Origin of the sequence: Xanthomonas sp. 3793 (genome assembly GCF_024806835.1) — a bacterium.
Taxonomy (GTDB): domain Bacteria; phylum Pseudomonadota; class Gammaproteobacteria; order Xanthomonadales; family Xanthomonadaceae; genus Xanthomonas; species Xanthomonas arboricola_F.
The window spans coordinates 349977-369169 of record NZ_JANTYU010000006.1; the positions used below are offsets into that span (position 1 = coordinate 349977).

Annotated in this window: 13 protein-coding genes; 12 read left to right on the plus strand and 1 reads right to left on the minus strand. The window is 63.1% G+C overall.

Features of this window, described 5'->3' with window-relative positions; genetic code table 11:
- Positions 1 to 19: 19 nt before the first annotated feature.
- Positions 20 to 1228, plus strand: a complete 1209-nt coding sequence (fabV, locus tag FHY18_RS19715; protein WP_259159282.1) for an enoyl-ACP reductase FabV — start codon at positions 20 to 22, stop codon at positions 1226 to 1228.
- A 167-nt stretch (positions 1229 to 1395) separates the two neighbouring features.
- Positions 1396 to 1683 carry a hypothetical protein gene (locus tag FHY18_RS19720; RefSeq protein ID WP_259159283.1) on the plus strand — a complete coding sequence of 96 codons (288 nt, stop codon included), beginning with the start codon at positions 1396 to 1398 and terminating at the stop codon, positions 1681 to 1683.
- A 170-nt stretch (positions 1684 to 1853) separates the two neighbouring features.
- Here FHY18_RS19720 and FHY18_RS19725 read toward each other — a convergent pair whose 3' ends face one another.
- A complete protein-coding gene (locus FHY18_RS19725; RefSeq protein WP_259159284.1) occupies positions 1854 to 2876 on the minus strand; it encodes a sugar kinase in 1023 nt (340 codons plus the stop codon).
- A 284-nt stretch (positions 2877 to 3160) separates the two neighbouring features.
- On the opposite strand from FHY18_RS19725, the gene FHY18_RS19730 reads away from it, so the two are divergent.
- From FHY18_RS19730 to FHY18_RS19775, 10 genes are all read left to right on the plus strand, one after another.
- Entirely contained in the window at positions 3161 to 5941 is a 2781-nt protein-coding gene (locus tag FHY18_RS19730) for a TonB-dependent receptor (protein ID WP_259159285.1), read from the plus strand.
- 241 nt (positions 5942 to 6182) lie between these two features.
- Positions 6183 to 9383, plus strand: coding sequence for a TonB-dependent receptor (locus tag FHY18_RS19735; RefSeq protein WP_259159286.1), 3201 nt, complete (start codon positions 6183 to 6185; stop codon positions 9381 to 9383).
- 13 nt (positions 9384 to 9396) lie between these two features.
- Positions 9397 to 10374, plus strand: a complete 978-nt coding sequence (locus FHY18_RS19740; RefSeq protein ID WP_259159287.1) for a pectinesterase family protein — start codon at positions 9397 to 9399, stop codon at positions 10372 to 10374.
- Positions 10374 to 11402, plus strand: a complete 1029-nt coding sequence (gene pelA / locus FHY18_RS19745; RefSeq protein ID WP_259159288.1) for a pectate lyase — start codon at positions 10374 to 10376, stop codon at positions 11400 to 11402. Before FHY18_RS19740 ends, pelA begins: the two co-directional genes overlap by 1 nt.
- A 221-nt stretch (positions 11403 to 11623) precedes the next feature.
- Entirely contained in the window at positions 11624 to 15490 is a 3867-nt protein-coding gene (locus tag FHY18_RS19750; RefSeq protein ID WP_259159289.1) for a LamG domain-containing protein, read from the plus strand.
- 495 nt (positions 15491 to 15985) lie between these two features.
- Positions 15986 to 16297: a hypothetical protein gene (locus FHY18_RS19755; protein WP_259159290.1), complete on the plus strand. Its 312-nt coding sequence runs from the start codon at positions 15986 to 15988 to the stop codon at positions 16295 to 16297.
- An 84-nt stretch (positions 16298 to 16381) separates the two neighbouring features.
- The gene (locus tag FHY18_RS19760) at positions 16382 to 17182 is read left to right on the plus strand and encodes a hypothetical protein (RefSeq protein ID WP_259159291.1); all 801 of its coding nucleotides are present in this window, start codon (positions 16382 to 16384) and stop codon (positions 17180 to 17182) included.
- A gap of 72 nt (positions 17183 to 17254) precedes the next feature.
- The gene (locus tag FHY18_RS19765) at positions 17255 to 17611 is read left to right on the plus strand and encodes a hypothetical protein (protein WP_259159292.1); all 357 of its coding nucleotides are present in this window, start codon (positions 17255 to 17257) and stop codon (positions 17609 to 17611) included.
- A 198-nt stretch (positions 17612 to 17809) separates the two neighbouring features.
- Positions 17810 to 18451 (plus strand): DUF5343 domain-containing protein, encoded by a 642-nt coding sequence (locus FHY18_RS19770; protein WP_259159293.1) that lies wholly within the window; start codon positions 17810 to 17812, stop codon positions 18449 to 18451.
- Positions 18448 to 19017, plus strand: a complete 570-nt coding sequence (locus FHY18_RS19775) for a Swt1 family HEPN domain-containing protein (RefSeq protein ID WP_259159294.1) — start codon at positions 18448 to 18450, stop codon at positions 19015 to 19017. Before FHY18_RS19770 ends, FHY18_RS19775 begins: the two co-directional genes overlap by 4 nt.
- Positions 19018 to 19193: the final 176 nt, after the last annotated feature.

Genomic DNA, 19193 nt, shown 5'->3' on the forward strand with positions numbered 1-19193 from the left:
TGCTGACCAGGAGTCCACGTTGATCATCCATCCCAAAGTGCGCGGTTTCATCTGCACCACCACGCATCCGCTTGGCTGCGAGCGCAATGTGCTCGAGCAGATCGCCGCAACGCGCGCACGCGGCGTGCGCAACGACGGCCCGAAGAAGGTGCTGGTGATCGGCGCGTCCAGCGGCTACGGCCTGGCCTCGCGCATCACCGCCGCGTTCGGCTTCGGCGCCGACACGCTGGGCGTGTTCTTCGAAAAACCCGGCACCGCCAGCAAGGCCGGTACCGCCGGCTGGTACAACTCGGCCGCGTTCGACAAGCACGCCAAGGCCGCCGGTTTGTACAGCAAGTCGATCAATGGCGATGCGTTTTCCGATGCCGCACGCGAAAAGGTCATCGAACTGATCAAGACCGAGATGGGCGGCCAGGTCGATCTGGTCGTGTACTCGCTGGCCTCGCCGGTGCGCAAGCTGCCGGGCAGCGGCGAAGTGAAGCGCTCGGCACTCAAGCCGATCGGCAACACCTACACCGCCACCGCCATCGACACCAACAAGGACACCATCATCCAGGCCTCGATCGAGCCGGCCAGCGAGCAGGAGATCGACGACACCATCACCGTGATGGGCGGGCAGGATTGGGAGCTATGGATCGACGCGCTGGAAGGCGCCGGTGTGCTTGCCGATGGCGCGCGCAGCGTGGCCTTCAGCTATATCGGCACCGAAATCACCTGGCCGATCTACTGGCATGGCGCGCTCGGCAAGGCCAAGGTCGATCTGGACCACACCGCGCAGCGCTTGAATGCGCGCCTGGGCAAGCACGGCGGCAGCGCCAACGTGGCGGTGCTCAAGTCGGTGGTGACCCAGGCCAGCGCCGCGATCCCGGTGATGCCGCTGTACATCTCCATGGTCTACAAGATCATGAAGGAAAAGGGCCTGCACGAAGGCACCATCGACCAGCTGGACCGCCTGTTCCGCGAGCGCTTGTATCGCCAGGACGGCCAGCCGGCCGAGCTGGACGACGAAAATCGCCTGCGCCTGGACGACTGGGAACTGCGCGACGACGTGCAGGACGCCTGCAAGGCGCTATGGCCGCAGGTCACCACCGAAAACCTGTTCCAGCTCACCGACTACGCCGGCTACAAGCACGAGTTCCTCAAGCTGTTCGGCTTCGAACGCGACGACGTGGATTACGACGCCGATGTGGAGACGGACGTGAGCTTCGACTGCGTCGAGCTGAGCTGAGAGCAGGGATTCGGGAATCGGGATTTGGGATTCGCAAGAGCGGTGGGTGACTGCATCGCTGATCTTCGGCGAATCCAAATGCGTTGCGGCAAGGACAATCGGCAAGCGATGCCGGTTGCCCTTGCTGTTACGAATCCCAAATCCCAAATCCCAAATCCCCGCCCCCAATGGACAAACTGATCGCCTTTCTGGTGCTGGCCGTTCTGGTCAGCGTGGCCTGCGCCGTAGTGCTGCGCTTCGTCAGGTTGCACTGGTCGTTGAAGGCGATCGCCAATCTGTTGATCACCACGGCGGTCGTCTGCGCCGTGGTGATGCAGGACGGCTCTGCACCGCCCTGGAACCACGCCTTGCTGATCACGCTGTTCTTCAGCGTCCCGGCGTCGCTGTGTGTGGTGCTGCTGGGCGCAGGATTCAAATGGATGACCAACAAACGCCGCACCCGTGCGCCCGCCTGAAACGCGTGAGCGCAGCGGACAACACCTGGCAAGCACCTGCCAGCCGCCGCAACAAGGCGTGAGTGCTGAGCGCACCGCGTTCCGCTAGCAACAAGCCTGGACAGAGCGCCGAAAGCCAGCGCTCCTAAGCTCTTACGATTCCCGATTCCCGATTCCCGATTCCCGGCGCGTCAGCGCCGCACATCGAACCGCGCATCGCCCACGCAGGCCTGCACATCGGCCACCGACAGCGGATTGAAATCGCCCGGAATCGAATGCTTCAAGCAACCGGCAGCCAGGCCGAAGCGCACCGTGTCGTCCAGCGACCAGCCTTCGATCAGGCCGTGCAGCACGCCGGCGGCAAACGCGTCGCCACCGCCGATGCGGTCGATGATGGGCGTGAGTTCCTCGCCGGGCGCGCGCGCCACCTCGCCATTGCGCGGCACCAGCATCGCGCCCAGGCTGTGGTGGTCCACGTTATGCGCCACGCGCTGCGTGCAGGCCATCAACTGCAGCTGCGGGAACGCCGCAAACGCCTGCTGTGCGGCCGCTTCCACGCGCGCCTCCAGCGTGTCCTGCGGGAACTCGCCACCGAGTACCACCCCGATGTCGCGGTAGTCGGCAAACACCACATCGGCGCAGTCGAACAGCTGATGCAGGATGCCGCGCGCATCGCCCTGCCAGCGTTGCCAGAGCTTGGGCCGGTAGTTGCCGTCGAACGACACCTTGACCCCGGCCGCACGCGCGGCGCGCGCCGCCGCCAGCGTGGCCTGCGCGACATCGGCGCCCAGCGCCGGGCTCACCCCGGACAGGTGCAGCCATTGCGCGCCCTCGAGCAGGGCCGGCCAGTCGTAGGCATCGGCAGGCGCCAGCGCAAACGCCGAATCGGCGCGGTCGTAGACCACTTCGCTGGGCCGATGGATCGCCCCGGTGGTCAAGAAGTACAGGCCCATGCGGCCATCCACCCGCCGCACATGCCGCGTGTCCACGGCGTGCCGGCGCAGCTCGCCCAGTACTGCCGCGCCCAGCGGGTTGTCGGCGACGGTGCTGACCATGGCCACGTCGTGGCCGAAATGCGCCAGCGATACGCCGACATTGGCTTCGGCTCCACCGCAGTGCACGTCCAGCCGCGGCTGCTGCAACAGCAGTTCGTGACCAGGCGCCCCCAGGCGCAACAACAACTCTCCAAAACACAGGATGCGGGCGTGACTCATGCGGCAATACCTCGGCTGTGTGGTGCGTCACGGTGTGGGGAACCCGCTGCGCGACAGGATGACCATCGGTGTCATTCTAGCCGCCGCAAAACCTGGCGGGCCAGGGGCATGATGCGACCTGGAGTGACCGCTTGCACCCCTTTGGGGCAGATTTGGTGACGTTTTCTGCTGCGCTGCAAGATGTTGAACGACGATTCAGCTGGTAACGTCGTTTTGACCAGCGGTGTCATTACCGCTCACAACCAGACATTCATGTTGTTCATGGACCCTTGGGAGGGGAGGACATGCAATTTCGGACCACCAACCGGAAGACACCGGTTACCTTGCTGGCATTGTCGATTGGCCTGGCGCTGAGCGGCCATGTCGCCGCACAAGAGGCCGCCCAATCACCTGCCGAGCCTGCCGTGGACCTGGACACCGTCACGGTGACCGGTTACCGCGCCTCGGTGGAAAAGGCCCTGGACATCAAGCGCGGCGAAGCCGGCGTGGTCGATGCCATTGTCGCCGAGGACATCGGCAAGTTCCCCGACCTCAACCTCGCCGAATCGCTGCAGCGCATCCCCGGCGTGGTGATCACCCGTGAGGCCGGCGAAGGCCGCGCCATCTCGGTGCGTGGCCTGGGCCCGGAGTTCACCCGTGTACGCATCAACGGCATGGAAGCGCTCACCACCGTCGGCGCCGGCGACCAGAGCGGCGGCACCAACCGCGGCCGCGGCTTCGACTTCAACGTGTTCGCCTCGGACCTGTTCTCGCAGCTGATCGCGCGCAAGACCGCCTCGGCCGATGTGGAAGAAGGCTCGCTCGGCGCCACCGTCGACCTGCGCACCGCACGTCCGTTCGACTACAACGGCTTCACCTTCGCCGCCAGCGGCCAGGCCGCCTACAACGCGATGGCCGAGAAGGCCAACCCGCGCGTGGCCGGCCTGATCGCCAACACCTGGGCCGACAACACCTTCGGCGCGTTGCTGTCGGTGGCCTACACCGAGCGCGAAGTGCTGGAAGAAGGTTCCAACACCGGCCGCTGGGCCAATGGCCCCAGCAATGGCGGCTTCAGTGCCGCCTCGCCGTTCGCCGCCGCGCGCTCGGCCGACGTGTACCACCCGCGTTTCCCGCGCTACACCCAGCAGATCCACGACCAGCAGCGCCTGGGCGTCACCGGCTCGCTGCAGTGGAAGCCGTCCGACCGCACCACGCTGTCGCTGGACATGCTGTATTCCAAGATCGATGCCAAGCGCGACGAGCACTACATCGAAGCGATCTCCTTCAGCCGCAACCGCGACGGGCTCACCCCGCGCCGTGCGGTGCGTGACGGCAAGCCCGCCACCATCGTGCGCAACGGCGAAATCCGCAACAACGCGCTGGTCTACGGCGAGTTCGACAATGTCGATATCCGTACCGAAAACCGCCACGACGAGTGGAACACCGAGTTCAAGCAGATCAGCTTCGACATGGAGCATCGCTTCAACGATGCCTTCAGCGTCAATGCCCGGGTCGGCACCTCGCGCTCTGCGCACGAGAACCCGATCCAGACCACCATCATCATGGACAAGTACGACGTCGACGGGTACAGCTACGACTACCGCGGCAACAACCGCGCGCCGGTGCTGAACTACGGCATCAACCCGACCGATCCCAACGGTTGGGAACTGGCCGAAATCCGCCTGCGTCCGCAGTCGGTGGACAACGACTTCGACACCGGCCAGATCGACTTCAACTGGAACGTCAGCCCCGGTTTCCGCCTCAAGGGCGGCGTGCTGGCCAAGAACTACACCTTCAGCACCGTCGAACTGCGCCGCGCCAACGAGCTGGCGGTTCCCAACTTCGCCAACGGCAGCACCGTCGTGCCGTCAGACCTGACCCAGCAGGCCGGGCTCAAGGGCATCAACGGCAGCCCCAGCGCGTGGGTGGTGCCCAACCTGGATGCGGTGGCCGACCAGTTCGGCATCTACAGCAACAGCGGCACCTTCGCCGTGGCCCCGCGCGTCAACAACAGCCGCAGCGTCGAAGAAAAGGACCGCGGCGTGTGGTTGATGGGCGAGTTCTCCACCGACCTGGGCTCCATCCCGCTGTCGGGTAACTTCGGCGTGCGCTATGTGGAAACCGAGCAGGAGTCCACCGGGTATGCGTTGATCAACAACGCACCGGCGCTGACCACCGTCAGCCGCAAGTACGACAACACGCTGCCCTCGTTCAACCTGGTCGCCGAGCTGATGCCCGACCTGCTGCTGCGCCTGGGTGCGGCCAAGGTCATGAGCCGTCCCGGCCTGGGCAGCCTCACCCCCGGCGTCACCGTGGCCGTGGCCGGCGGGTCGCGCACCGTGGCCGGCGGCAACCCGGATCTGGATCCGATCGAAGCCACCAACGTCGACCTCGGCCTGGAGTGGTACTTCAACGAAGGCGCCATGCTCGGCGTCGGCGTGTTCTACAAGGACATCGAAAGCTTCATCCAGACCGCCCGCGAAGTGCGCCCGTACTCCAGCAGCGGCCTGCCGGCCGAACTGCTGGCCGGTACCGGTGCCACCGTCAACGACGATTTCGCCTTCAGCATCCCGCTCAATACCCCGGGTGGCGAATTGAAGGGCGTGGAAGCCAACTACACCCAGCCCTTCACCTTCCTGCCGGGCAAGTGGGCCAACCTGGGCGTGCAGCTCAACTACACCTGGGTCGACTCGCAGATCCAGTACCTGGCCAGCAGCGGCGCGCCGGTGATGAAGAACGACCTGCTCGGGCTGTCGCGTTCGTCGTGGAATGCCACGCTGTTCTACGAAGGCGACTCCTTCGCCGGGCGCGTGTCGGCCACCAACCGCGACGACTACCTGACCCAGGCGCCGGGCTCGGAAGCCGGCTTCAACGTCGATGGCGTGCACGGCATGACCGGCACCACCATGATCGACGCCTCGCTGCGCTACAAGATCAGCAAGCAGCTGGAGCTGAGCCTGGAAGGCATCAACCTGACCAACGAAGCCTCCGACGAGTGGGTGTCCTCGCCGCGCACCGGCCAGTTGCCGCTGCAATACGGCGAAACCGGCCGCCAGTTCCTGCTGGGTGCCCGCTACAAGTTCTAAGTGTTGCCCGCCCGCTGCGCACCTGCGCAGCGGGCCCTATTCCAACGCCTGATCGCATTGCCGCCTGCGCCGGAGTTCCGTGCGCGCATGCAACGCGGTGGGCGTGATTCAAGCCGCAGACACCGCATCGCGCCAAACAAGGTCGCGCCGCACGGTGGCCGGTGATGTGACGAGTCGACGCCCGTGGCCCGTGGGGAGGCTGCACGCGTCTTTGCAGCCGCGCCATTGGAGTGAGTGCATCATGCAAGTCCGTTCGCGTCGTTCCGCCTCACTGGCGGCCGCTCGCCTGCCCACCGCGCGTCTGTCGGTGGCCATCGTCCTGGCGCTGCACGCGGCCACGGCCGTCGCGCAAACCGTCGGCCCGCCCACCACGCCTACCGATGCGGTGGACCTGGACCGCGTGCAGGTCAAGGCCACCTACCGCGAAAGCCTGCAGCAATCGCTCGACGCCAAGCGCTACAGCGTGGAGCAGGTGGATGCGATCTACGCCGAAGACATCGGCAAGTTTCCCGATCTGAACCTGGCCGAATCGATGCAGCGCATCGCCGGCGTCTCCATTGACCGCGAGGGCGGCGAGGGCAAGCAGATCTCCGTGCGCGGCCTGGGTTCGGACTTCACCCGCGTGCGCATCAACGGGCTGGAAGCACTGGCCACTGCCGGCAGCGGCAGCGATGGCGTCAACCGCAGCCGCGGTTTCGACTTCAATACGTTTGCTTCCGAGCTCTTCAGCCGCGTCACCATCAGCAAGACCCAGTCGGCGCAGATGGACGAAGGCTCATTGGGCGCCACGGTCGACCTGCGTGGCTCGCGCCCGTTCGACTTCGACGGCTTCGAAGCGGCCGCGTCCACGCAATACGGCTACAACGACCTCTCGCGCGAAAAGGACCCGCGCTTTTCCGGCCTGATCAGCAACATCTGGGCCGATGGCCGCGTCGGCGCACTGATGTCGGTGTCCTACAGCGAGCGCCACCTGCGCGAGGAAGGCTACAACCCGGTGCGCTGGGAGCACGGCAACTACCGCAACTCCAACCAGAGCACCGCCACCAACAACGGCACCTACGGTTTCTGCTCGCCGGTGGGCTACAACCCGCAGACCCCGCGCAACCCGCTGGCCAATGAAACCCCTGCCGGGGTCGGCTCGCAGGCCAACCAGGACCGCAACAACGGCTGGGGCAGCTACGGCATCAGTGCCGCCAATTGCGGCACCGGCATCCCGCGCCCGGCCAACACGCCGGAGAACATCCAGGCCTACGAAACCGCCACCAACGCCTGGATTCCGCGCTACCCGCGCTACATCCGCACCGACCACGAGATCAAGCGTCTCGGCGTCACCGGCGCGCTGCAGTTCAAGGTCAGCGACGACACGCTGCTGAACTTCGACATGCTGTATTCCAAGCTGGACAAGGACCAGCGCGAAGACTCGGTCGGCGCCAACCTGCACCGCACCGCCAACTTCGGCGGCAAGACCCAGATCGCCGTGCGCGAAGCGCAGGTGGACGACCAGAACCGCCTCACTTATGGCGTGTTCGACAACGTCGACTTCCGCACCGAGTCCAGCAACATCGAAGAATCCACCGAGTTCAAGCAGTTCAGCCTGGACCTGCAGCACCGCTTCAACGACCAGGTGCGCGTGAATGCATTGGTCGGCCACTCGACCTCGGACTACGAACGCCCCGAGTTCTCGATGGTGAGTTTCGACAACACCAATCTGGATGGCTTTGTGCTCGACCGCCGCAATGGTGGCGATTACCCGAGCATGAGTTTCCCGTTCGATGCGGGTAACCCCAACAACTGGCAGTGGCTGGGCTATGGCGCAGTACCGGTCAACAGCAACGGCACCGCGCGCGGCACCAACATCAGCGAGGTGCGGCTCAACCCGCAGTCGGTGGGCAACACCTTCGACACCGCCAAGGTGGATCTGGAATTCAACATCAGCCCCACCTTCACCTTCCGTACCGGGCTGGCCTACAAGAACTACGACATGGACACGTCGGAGTCGCGCAACATCTCCTACGGGCGCCTGGCGCAGGCCTTGCCGGCCGGTGTGGGCGTGGGCGATCTGAGCACCAACCTGGATGGCTTCGGCCGCAGCTTGAACGGCAGCTTCCCCACCACCTGGGTGATTCCGGATTTCCAGAAGGTCGCCGACCTGCTCAACATCAATTGCGACTGCGACACCGGCGTGCCCGGCGGCGACTACCGCCTGGCCGATGTCGGCCACTTCGGCTCGTCCAATAACAATTTCGCCGTCAACGAAAAGAGCCTGGGCACTTACCTGCAGCTGGACTTCAACACCGACCTGTGGGGGCGCGCGCTGCGCGGCAACCTGGGCGTGCGTTATGTGCAGACGCAGATCGCCGCCAGCGGCTATGCGCCGTGCACGGCCACCGCCGCCGGTGCGATTTCGCCCAACTGCCAGTCGTTCTTCGGCGTGGCCAGCGCCACCGCCGCGGCCGGCGAGCGCCTGCTGGTGCCCACCACGGTCAACCACAACTACCGCGACATCCTGCCCTCGTTGAATCTCTCGTGGGATGTCAGCGAGGAAGTGGTGCTGCGCTTCGGAGCGGCCAAGACCATGGCGCGCCCCACGCTGGCGTATCTGTCGCCCAGCGTCAGCGGCGGGCCCACCCAGTATTTCGACGACGGGCGCTTCTTCTCGATCAACCTGGGCAACCCCAAGCTCGACCCGTTCCGCTCCACCAACTACGACCTCAGCGCCGAGTGGTATTTCCGCGAGGGCTCGCTGCTGTCGGCGGCGGTGTTCTACAAGGACATCGACAGCTACGTGCAGCGCACCCGCGTGCTCAGCACCTGGGAAGCGATGGGCTACTCGCTGGACCTGCTGCCCGCAGGCTTCACGCCAGACACCATCTTCAACGTGCAGAGCTACTTCAACACGCCCGGCGGCCCGCTCAAGGGTTTCGAGCTGACCTACCAGCAGGCCTTCGACTTCTTGCCCGGTTTCTGGCGCAACTTCGGTGTGCAGCTCAACTACACCCAGGTCGATTCCAAGATCAATTACCTGTTCAGTACCGCCGGCAACAGCAACACCAGCATCACCACCACCGCCACCGAGCGCGACCTGCTCAACCTTTCGCCGCAGTCCTACAACGCCACCGTCTATTACGACGACGGCCGCTTCAGTGCGCGCGTGTCCACCAGCTACCGCGATGGCTACATCAACAACATCCTGGCCCAGGAAGACGTCTACGACCTGGATGGCCGGCGCCTGGTCACGGCCGACGTGACCGGCAAATACAGCGTGGAAAACGTCGATTTCAACATGTCCTACAAGCTCAACGACCAGCTGTCGCTGACGTTCGAGGCCATCAACCTGCTCGACACCCCCGACCGCCGCTACGTCGATTCCACGCTGGAACTGCCCGACAAGTACACCGTCACCGGGCGCCAGTACTACATCGGCGCGCGCTACAAGTTCTGACAGGAGAACAGCAATGCAACCGCATCGCAGGATCGTGTTACGCACGCTCGCCGCCACCGCCCTGCTGGCCGGGCTGTCGCTCGGCAGCACCGCTGCCATCGCCGCCGACCCGGTCTACACCGTGGCCAAGCAGGGCAGCGCCGGCTACCGCACCGTGCAGGCCGCCATCGACGCCGCCGTGCAGGGCGGCAAACGCGCGCAGATCAACATCGGCGCCGGCACTTATCAGGAACTGATCGTGGTGCCGTCCAACGCACCGGCGCTCAGGCTCACCGGCGCCGGCCCCACCCAGACCATCATCACCTACGACAACTACGCCTCGCGCATCAATCCGGCCACCGGCACCGAATACGGCACCTCCGGCTCGTCCAGCGTCATCATCGCCGGCAACGACTTCACTGCAGAAAAACTCGCCTTCGGCAATCACGCCGGCCCGGTGGGGCAGGCGGTGGCGGTGCGCGTGGATGGCGATCGCGCCGCGTTCCGCAATGTGCGTTTTCTCGGCTACCAGGACACGCTGTACCTGCGCGGCGCCAAGCTGTCCTACTTCCTCGACTGCTATGTCGAGGGCACCGTGGACTTCGTGTTCGGCGCCGGCACTGCGTTGTTCGAGAACGTGCAACTGCACTCGCTGGGCGATGGCTATCTCACCGCCGCCTCCACCCCGCAGGAAAGCGCGCGCGGCTTCGTGTTCCGCAATGCGCGCGTCACCGCTGCCAGCGGCGTGTCGCGCGTGTTCCTGGGCCGGCCATGGCGCCCGTACGCCAGCGTGAGCTTCATCAGCAGCCAGCTCGGCGCGCACATCGTGCCCGAGGGCTGGAACAACTGGGGCAACACCGCCAACGAGGCCACCGCCCGCTACAGCGAATACCAGAGCAGCGGCGCCGGCGCCAACCCGTCGCGCCGGGTCAAGTGGTCGCGTCAGCTCAGTGCCGCGCAAGCCGCTGCATTGGATCGCAACACCATCCTCGGCACCTGGAGGCCGTTCTGATGATCAAGTTCTCAACCTTGGCATTCACCGGCGCCTTGCTGCTGGCCCCGCTCTCGGCCATGGCCGACCACATCGCCGACAACATGCTGCTGCTGCAGACCGCCTCCGGCGGCTGGTCCAAGCAATACAAGGGCGTGGCCGTCGACTACACCCGCACCTTCACCGCTGCGGAAATCGCCGAGCTGCAGCAACCCGGGCGCAAGGACGACGCCACCATCGACAACAAGGCCACCACGTACGAAATCACGTACCTGTCCACCGCCTTCAAGAACGAGAAGAACGCCAAGTACATCGCCGCCGCCCGCCGCGGCGTGGACTACCTGCTCAAGGCGCAGTACGCCAACGGCGGCTGGCCGCAGTTCTACCCGGACCTGTCGTCCTACCACCACCAGATCACCTACAACGACGACGCCATGGTGCGCGTGCTCAACCTGCTGCAGGACATCGGCGAGGGCAAGGGCGATGCCGGCGCGCAGCTGCGTGGCAGCCACGGCGCCAAGTCCACCCAGGGGGTGGCCAAGGGGCTGGAATGCGTGCTCGCCACCCAGGTCAAGATCGGCGGCACGCTCACCATCTGGGGCGCGCAATACGACGAGGTCACGCTCAAGCCGGCCAAGGCGCGCGCGTACGAGCTGGCGTCGCTGGCCTCCAGCGAGTCGGTCAGCATCGTGCGCTTTCTGATGCGCCAGCCCAACCCCTCGGCCAAGATCAAGACTGCCGTGCAGGCGGCCGCTGTCTGGTTCGACACCCACCGCATGCGCGACCTGGCCACCAAGAAGATCGACGACCCCACCCAGGAAACCGGCAAGGACGTGATCCTCATCGCGCAACCGGGCGCCTCGCTGTGGGCACGCTTCTACGACCTGCAGAATCAACGCCCCTTGTATGCCAACCGCGACGGCAAGGCCCTGACCGACTACATGCAGGTGCCCAACGAGCGCCGCGTCGGCTATGCCTGGCACGGCACCTGGCCGGACAAGTTGTTGAAGGACGACATTCCCAAGTGGAAGGCCGCAAACGGGCTGTAGTGGACGCAGCCATCGCACCACCGCACGCGGCGCATGCTGGCGCGCGCAGCACGCAGGCACGGCATGTACGCTCGTACGTGCCGGCCCGCGTGCTCGCCGCCAAGCGTGCGCCGCGTGCCGCGTTGCGGTGGCAGGTTGCAGTGGCTGTCGCCCGTGCGGGGCGGCAGTGGTTTTGAAGCAGTGGTTTTGAACCAGACGAGGTGCGTGTGCTGAAGGTTTGGATGGGTTTGTTGTGTCTGATCGCGCTGCCGGCAAGTGCGGCCACCCCCACGGCCCCGGAGTTGCTGTTCCGGGTCTCGGCCGACCGCGACCTGCAGGCCGATGTCGCCCGCGGCGACGGCGTGCCCAACTTCCGCGACAAGATCGCCCTGGTGCCCACCGGCAAGCGCGGCAACGCCATCGAATGGGCCGACGACGGCGTGCTGTCGTGGAATGCGCCCGGCAACCTCTACACCCAGCGCGGCACGCTCGGCTTCTTCTGGCGCGCACGCTACCCGGTGGGCGAAGCGCCGTTCGTGATCTTCCGCGTCGGCTACGCCGACCACACCAGCTGGGACATGGCCTGGCTGCGCATCGACTGGAACGGCCACGGCTTCGATGCCTTCGTCACCGACGCCAACCTCGCGCGCACCCGCGTCTCCTTCAAGCTCGACAAGAACCCCGTCGCCAACGCGTGGACCCACATTGCCTTCGCCTGGGACGAAACCCGCGGCGTGCGCCTGTATGTCGACGGCAAGGAAGCCGCCCGCGTGGACTGCGGCGCGCCCTGCGCCAACGGCGGCGCGCTCGACTTCGACGCCGCGCTGGACCAGTTCGGCCTGGCCGGCCGCGTGATGTCGCCGCACCAGGTGCAGAGCCGCTACAACTTCTTGCGCGGCAGCGACTTCGACGAGATCCGCATCTACGACCGCATGCTCGACTCCAGCGGCGCCGCCGCACTCGCACGCCTGCAGGAGCCCACCACGGCTGAAGCACCCACCGGCGACGCGCAACACGCCGCCTTCCTGCATCGCTACGGCTGGGACAACGGCCACGCACCGCCCGCACTCACCGCACCGGTCACCCGCATCCGCAAGGTGGAATTCACTGACGCACGCGACCTCAAGCAATGGATGTGGAAGGCCACCGACGGCATCGCCGAGACCACCTGGCCCGGCGTCTACAACCGCTCGCGCCTGCCGGGCCGCAACGACTACTTCCAGCTGCCGGACTGGAACACCTATGTCGAAGGCGGCAAGGCGCTGGACCTCACCCTGCCGGACGAGCCGTTCAACCGCATCGAGCTGCGCGGCGCCGCCTACGGCCAGGCCACTTACGCCGCGCCCGCTGCCGCCGGTGCCACTGCCGCGCAGGCGCAGCCGCTGTTCGCACGCAAGCAAGGCGTGGTGCGCAGCGTGGACCAGTTCCCCGAGCGCCGCGGCGGCACGCTGCGCTTTGCCAATACCGCGCAGGAAACCCCCATCCAGGAAATCTGGGCCTACAACGTGCAGCCGGGCGAGGTGCCCAAGGGCAGCGCGCAACTCAGCTACACCGTGCGCAGCGACATCCAGCCCGACTACGACAACCTCGCCCCCTTGCGCGATGTCATCGCCGGCCGCTACCCGCCGGGCGAGCGCCAGACCGTTGTCGCGCTGCCCACCAAGGCGCCGGCACGCAAGCGCCCCAGCGACAAGGCCGCAGCAAGCGCGCAGCAACCCATCGTGCACATCCTGGTGCCGTCCAGCCTGGGCAACCCGCCGCCGGACCAGGCACTGATGCGCAGCTGGTCCTACGGCTGGGAGAACATGCACGACGGTCTGGACGGCATCGCCATCACCCTGCCTGCGCTCAACCTGCCGGCCACCCACAACGGCAGCATCCCGCTCAACATCCGCATCAAGGACCCCATCTGGCCCGCACGCGACATGATCGATGTCTCGGTCGCGGTCGCCCCCGGGCAGGCCCGCACGCTGTGGCTGGACCTGCGCGACAGAATCCTCAGCAACGACAGCCTGATGCTCAGCATCGCCGCCGCCGCGCCCGGCTTTGATGCCAATGCGCTCGACGGCACCCAGCTGCAACTGGTGTTCAAGCCGCGCGCCGAGGCCATCACCGAGCACGTGGCCGACCGCTTCAACCAGGTCAAGGACAACTGGGGCTTTCTGGTGGAAGAGCACACCACCTCCAAGCGCCAACTGCTCTACAAGCGGCTGGATGCCGACATCACCGACCTGCTGCGCGTCGACCCGGACCACGCGCTCGGCCGCCAGTACTGGAACGACATCAGCTACGCCAACCAGGGCGAGTTGCCTGTCGAGATGCCCACCGTGCCCAAGGGCGTGCCCGCCTGGGCGTTCTGGCAGCTGCAGGACCTCAGCGCCACCCGCCGCTATATCCGCTGGTGGATCGAGCAGCGCCAGGTGGCCTATGGCGATTTCGGCGGCGGCATCTCCGACGATTCGGACCTGGTGCAGCAATGGCCCGGCGTCGCGCTGATGGGCGTGGACCCGGACATGCTCAACGCCTCCATGCTGGCGCTGTCCGATGCCAACTACCGCAACGGTATGTTCACCAACGGCCTGTCCACCATCGAAACCGACGAGCTGCACTCGTATGAGGAGGGCATCAACCTCAACAGCGCCCTGCTGTACCTCAACTGGGGCGACCCACGCACCGTCGAGCGCCTGATGGAAACGGTGAAAGCCTTCGACACCATCATCCAGGTCAACCCGCAAGGCCACCTGCTGTTTGCCAGCAACTGGTTCGGCGGCCGCAAGATCTACCGCGAGCCCAACTGGCAATGGCAAAAACCGTACTCCTTCCCCATCGTGCACCCGGCCATCCTGCTGGGCGGCTATAACGCCGACCCCAACAGCCGCCGCATCGTTACCGGCCTGGCCGACGGCTATCTCGCCCATGCCTACACCAACGCCAAGGGCAACTGGGCGCTGCCTAACGAGATCAACTGGCAAACCGGCAAAACCCGCGGCGGCGAACTGTTCGAAGGCAGCGGCGGCGCCGACACCTTGCACACCTTCTGGGCCGCCTACCGCTTCACCGGCGATGCGCGTTATCTCAAGCCAATCGACTACCGCGTGGCCAACAGCGGCCCCAACGGCCTGTCCCTGCTCAACGAAAACTTCCTGGATGTCATGGGCAAGCGCAGCGACTGGAGCGGCAAGCTCATCGATGCGGCCAACAAGGACGACGGCAGCGCCCCTGACTTCCCGCACCATGTGGCCTGGGAACAAACCGGCAACCTCGAGTATCTCGCCGCCATTTACCGCAGCGAGGCCAGAGAGAAACTGCAGAACTTCTACATGAACACCGAAGGCCACTGGTGGAGCGACCGCGTGGAATCCCCCACGGTCAACCTGCAGCGCGCGCGCCTTGGCGGCGTGGCCCTCAAGCGCAACCAGACCTACCCCGGCCACACCGTGAGCTGGCGCTTCAACGACCCAGAGGCCGCCACGCAAGTGGCCATCGCCATCCCCGCACCCCGGCAAGACCGCTTCACCGTCATCGCCTACAACACCTCCAACAAAAACCAGCGCGCCAGCATGACCGGCTGGAACGTCGCCCCAGGTCAATGGCGCATCACCCAAGGCGTGAGCAAAAACAACGACGGCAAGCTCGACAGCAACGCCAAGACGCAGGAGCGCGCTTTCGAAAAAAGCGCGGCCATCGACATCGACTTCCCTGCCGGCCGCACCACCGTCTTGCAGCTCGAACGCATTGCCGAAGCCACCACTCCAGTCGAACTACGCCCGGACCTGGGCATCGGCCACGGCGACGTGCGCGTGACTGCAGAAGGCATTGAAGTGACGGTGCACAGCCTCGGCCATGCCGATGCACCGGCCGGATTTGTGGTGTTGGAGGATGCGCGTGGAAAGGAGCTGGCAAGAGCCGCGTTCCCGGCACTCGCGGCGCCACGCAATCTGCAGCCAATCACCACCCAGGTACGCCTGCCACTAACCAACGCGGCAAATCTAAAAACCGCGCAGGTGCGTGTGGTAACCGAAAGCAACGCGCCAGAGATTACCGACCTCAACAATAATCTCGTTCTACCCACCCCAGCCAAGCCGGCAACCGCAAAAAACAGCCAATAACCCAACACACCAAGCCCTTCTCCCGCACGCGGGAGAAGGTGCCCGAAGGGCGGATGAGGGCAAAGCCGATAAAGCCAGCGATCACTCGCGCAAGCGCATTGACGCAACCCAAAAACTCGGCGAGGATCAAAACACGCAGCACGTAACGTAGCCGCAAAGCCACACATTTCTTCAGGGGGAAGAAACAATGTTGAGCAAGGCATGGAGCATCGTGGCACTGACTGTGGCTGCACTCGGTGTGTTTACCCCAACAGCGCAAGCGCGCGTCAGGGCCGCTGGCATGCACCACACCACGAGTCACGGCGGTCACTACAGCGCAGGCCACGGCGCCTCGCATAAGGGCTGCTGCTATTGATCAATAGAGCAGCGATTGGGGATTAATTGCCTCCGTCATCCTGCTTTCGGTAAGGGTCACTTTATGCCGCGCTTAGGCGATCCTATAGTAGCTAGGCCTCACAGATAGCACCCTTCTTTAAACAGCAAAACGGAGCATGTATGCCCATCTACACCGCAATGAACGAACTTAAATCTAAAGTTCCGGGTTCTGTTGAAGGCGCACAAGTATTTTTGGACACCTTGTCACCGGACGTCCAGGAGCAACTCATAAGTGCCATCTATCTGGGCCGTGAGCACATCCATTCAACCGAGCTGCGTGATGACGTTGAGATTAGTCGTTCGTACACCGACCACATCGGCAAGAGTGAGTACGCAAGAATTCTTCACGAGAAGGGCGGCAACGTAATCACGTATTTAAATAAGCTCGAGTCTTGTGCCAAAGCATCTCATTTCGACCTCAACACTCTTTAACTGGCGGCCGCTACCTAACCAATTATTCAAGCGGACGGCTGCGCCGCAGCTTAATTCCAAGGTTAGACATCTCTGGAGAGCTTCATGTGGTTCACCAAGAACTTTCGCTCCATCTGGTGGCTGATACTTGTTATCTGTTTGAGCTACGTCATTGGGCAGCGTTTAACGACCATCGAATCTGGTGACGCACGCCCTATAGACTTCCTCCTAATCGTGATCTGGCTCGGCGTCTGCTTGGGCCCGCTATTTGCAGAGATCCACCTGCCTGGGATCAAGCTCAAGCAGAAGATGGATGAATTGAAGCAGTCCGTCTCGAGCGAAGTTGCCTCGATACGCAATGAAATCCGCAATAACGTCGAGGTTCGGTCAAATGTCTCGCCAAATTTTTGGCTAGGCAACCCACCTCCGGACTACAAGCTCGGTGATATCGAGCAGCAACTAGCGACACTTGTTCGCTCACTTGAGCATCAAGGCTACGCCGTGCACCCTCCAGTCCAGCTACCGGAACTTGGCATGGGATTGTCAATAGCTGATCAGGTTATGTTCCGGTCGCGTCGAGATCTCGAAATTGAGCTACGCGCCTTGGCGAACGACATGGGTGAAGCTCAAAGCCATAGCCGCTTATTACCTATATCTAGGTTAGTCATGATGCTTACCCAGAATGGGATCATTGATAAGCAAATGGCCAACATCATCCGCGAGGTTTACTCGGTCTGCTCTATAGCTATCCACGGAGAGAAAGTGTCGGACAAACAGGTGGAATTCGTTCAAAAATCCACACCTGAGCTGATTAGTGCCCTCAGAGCAATTCGAGAGAGGGAGACGTCAAACATTTCGTTCAGACCGAGCCCGATTAGCGGCCTCGACCATGGCCATTATGATTGAGCCATTTCCAAGGCCGCGCAGCGGTCCGGCTTAACTCAGGCATTAGGCATTATTATTAATGAGAGGAATGTTATGGATAAACCCCTGTTCTTCCCCAAAAGAATCGCGATCGGCACTGCTGTACTTGCACTTTTTGTAGCCGCTATTGCATGGCGGTCAGTGTCGACAGGATCTACCTTTCCCAGCGCTGCCGCCCCTACGCTCTTAGTTGCAGCGATGTTGGTTGTAAAGTGGGCCGCCCCGCGCATTCCTTGGATAGAGATCGCTTTGTGCGCCGCCTTGATCCTTGTCGTTCACACGGTAGCTCATCTGTCCCAATGGATTCCAGCCACGTGGCTCGCGGATAAAGTAATCGAGTTATTCTGCCTCCTCGGTTTTGGGGCCTACTGGGTGGCCAAGGGCTACATTCCGGCCTCGGCAAACCACTAGGAGGCCCAGCAATGCGTTCAAGCCGAAATTGCATCGCTACGCCGGCAAAGTGGCAGAAAGAGCTTGCCATATGGCCGACTACGCGCTGCAATTCGGCTCAACTTAGGTGTTGGGCTTTAAAGCAATTCTCGGCGCTTCACACGATGAAATCGACGTGCCAATCCTAGAGTTGGCCCATCTACCATATGGATACCCTTTATGCCTTCAGCTCTCCCTTACGTCCCCAACTATGGAAAGATCAAGGCACTTTTCGAGAAGATTGCGTCTGCTAGGGTTCCTGATGCGTTTACTCAATCGTATTTGGCTGAAACTTTAGGCTTGAAGAGCGGCGGAGATCGCCCCCTCATTCCGTTACTGAAGGCACTCGGTCTAATCGATCCTTCGGGAAGGCCTACCTCGGACTACGCCCTTCTCAAAAACTCACAACGTGCTGGCGCTACGCTGGCGCAATGTATCGGCAAAGCTTTTGGTCCGCTGTTCTCCGCGAATGAGAACGCTCACAAATTGTCCGGCGACGAGTTGAAAGGACTTATTGCGCAGGTTGCTGGATCTGATGAGGAAGTCACCCGCAGGACCGCCGGAACGTTCCGAACACTTGTTGAGATAGCGGGAGTCAATAGCTTTGCAGCTGGCGCGCCATCCAAAGAGGGAGATGCGGGAGATTCGAACACTAAGCAACAGAACACGACTGACGATACAATTGAGCATGAAAGAGCGCCTAGGGGAAGAGCTGGAGTTCGCCCCGAGTTTCACTACAACATTCAGGTTCATCTCCCGTCGAACGCGACGGAGGAAACATATCTCAACATCTTTAATGCTTTGAGGAAGTCGTTGTCGTGAGCCTAGATGATTCGCGGTTGGCGCTATTCCTCATGCTTGGTCAGGGCGCGGATAAAGCTCTTTCCAAGCGAGTAGACCTGGTCCCGTCGTACCCGCTACTTATCTCCGATTCGTTCGATCTATCAGAAGTGATGCCTGATACGGTACACAGTGCGTTAAGGGCCGCTGAAGCGTTCAAGCTTTTCTTCGTCTTCGAGCGATATCTACGCGACATCATCATTGACGTTCTGTCGCAGGACCCCTCGGTACAATGGTGGGAAAAGCTCCCCACAGACGTTAGGACCGAAGTGGAAGCTTTGGAAGCGGCCGAGGATACGAAGGCATGGATGGCGCTGGGAACGCGAGACAAGTCGTCGCTAATGACCTATCCGCAGCTTCTGAGAGTGATCGATACGTGTTGGAAGCCTCACTTTATTGATGTCGTGCGCGACAAGAGCTTAATACAGCAAGCTCGCGTGCTAACTCACCTGCGTAATGCCGTCGCACATATGACTCCCGTTCCGGATGAGGAACTAGGTCGTATCAAGCAGGTTATGCGCGACTGGTTTCGAATGGTCGCGCCTTGAGTGCCGCGCGCTAGTGATGCCCAACCCTTCCTTCGAGCGTAGGAAAACGGGGTTGGGAAAGCGTGGGAAAACGGGGTCAGGTTGAGCTACCCCCGATTTCTCGGACAGGTTAATTAGGGAACAACAACCATCTTTTCGAACTCGGCCGGCGAGCGGTAGCCCAGCGCACTGTGCAA

Bases quoted from the DNA above. Each gene is read 5' to 3' on its own strand.
- FHY18_RS19720 (WP_259159283.1), top strand. From the start codon at position 1,396: ATGGACAAACTGATCGCCTTTCTGGTGCTGGCCGTTCTGGTCAGCGTG.
- FHY18_RS19725 (WP_259159284.1), bottom strand. From the start codon at position 2,876: ATGAGTCACGCCCGCATCCTGTGTTTTGGAGAGTTGTTGTTGCGCCTG.
- FHY18_RS19730 (WP_259159285.1), top strand. From the start codon at position 3,161: ATGCAATTTCGGACCACCAACCGGAAGACACCGGTTACCTTGCTGGCA.
- FHY18_RS19735 (WP_259159286.1), top strand. From the start codon at position 6,183: ATGCAAGTCCGTTCGCGTCGTTCCGCCTCACTGGCGGCCGCTCGCCTG.
- FHY18_RS19740 (WP_259159287.1), top strand. From the start codon at position 9,397: ATGCAACCGCATCGCAGGATCGTGTTACGCACGCTCGCCGCCACCGCC.
- pelA (WP_259159288.1), top strand. From the start codon at position 10,374: ATGATCAAGTTCTCAACCTTGGCATTCACCGGCGCCTTGCTGCTGGCC.
- FHY18_RS19750 (WP_259159289.1), top strand. From the start codon at position 11,624: ATGGGTTTGTTGTGTCTGATCGCGCTGCCGGCAAGTGCGGCCACCCCC.
- FHY18_RS19755 (WP_259159290.1), top strand. From the start codon at position 15,986: ATGCCCATCTACACCGCAATGAACGAACTTAAATCTAAAGTTCCGGGT.
- FHY18_RS19760 (WP_259159291.1), top strand. From the start codon at position 16,382: ATGTGGTTCACCAAGAACTTTCGCTCCATCTGGTGGCTGATACTTGTT.
- FHY18_RS19765 (WP_259159292.1), top strand. From the start codon at position 17,255: ATGGATAAACCCCTGTTCTTCCCCAAAAGAATCGCGATCGGCACTGCT.
- FHY18_RS19770 (WP_259159293.1), top strand. From the start codon at position 17,810: ATGCCTTCAGCTCTCCCTTACGTCCCCAACTATGGAAAGATCAAGGCA.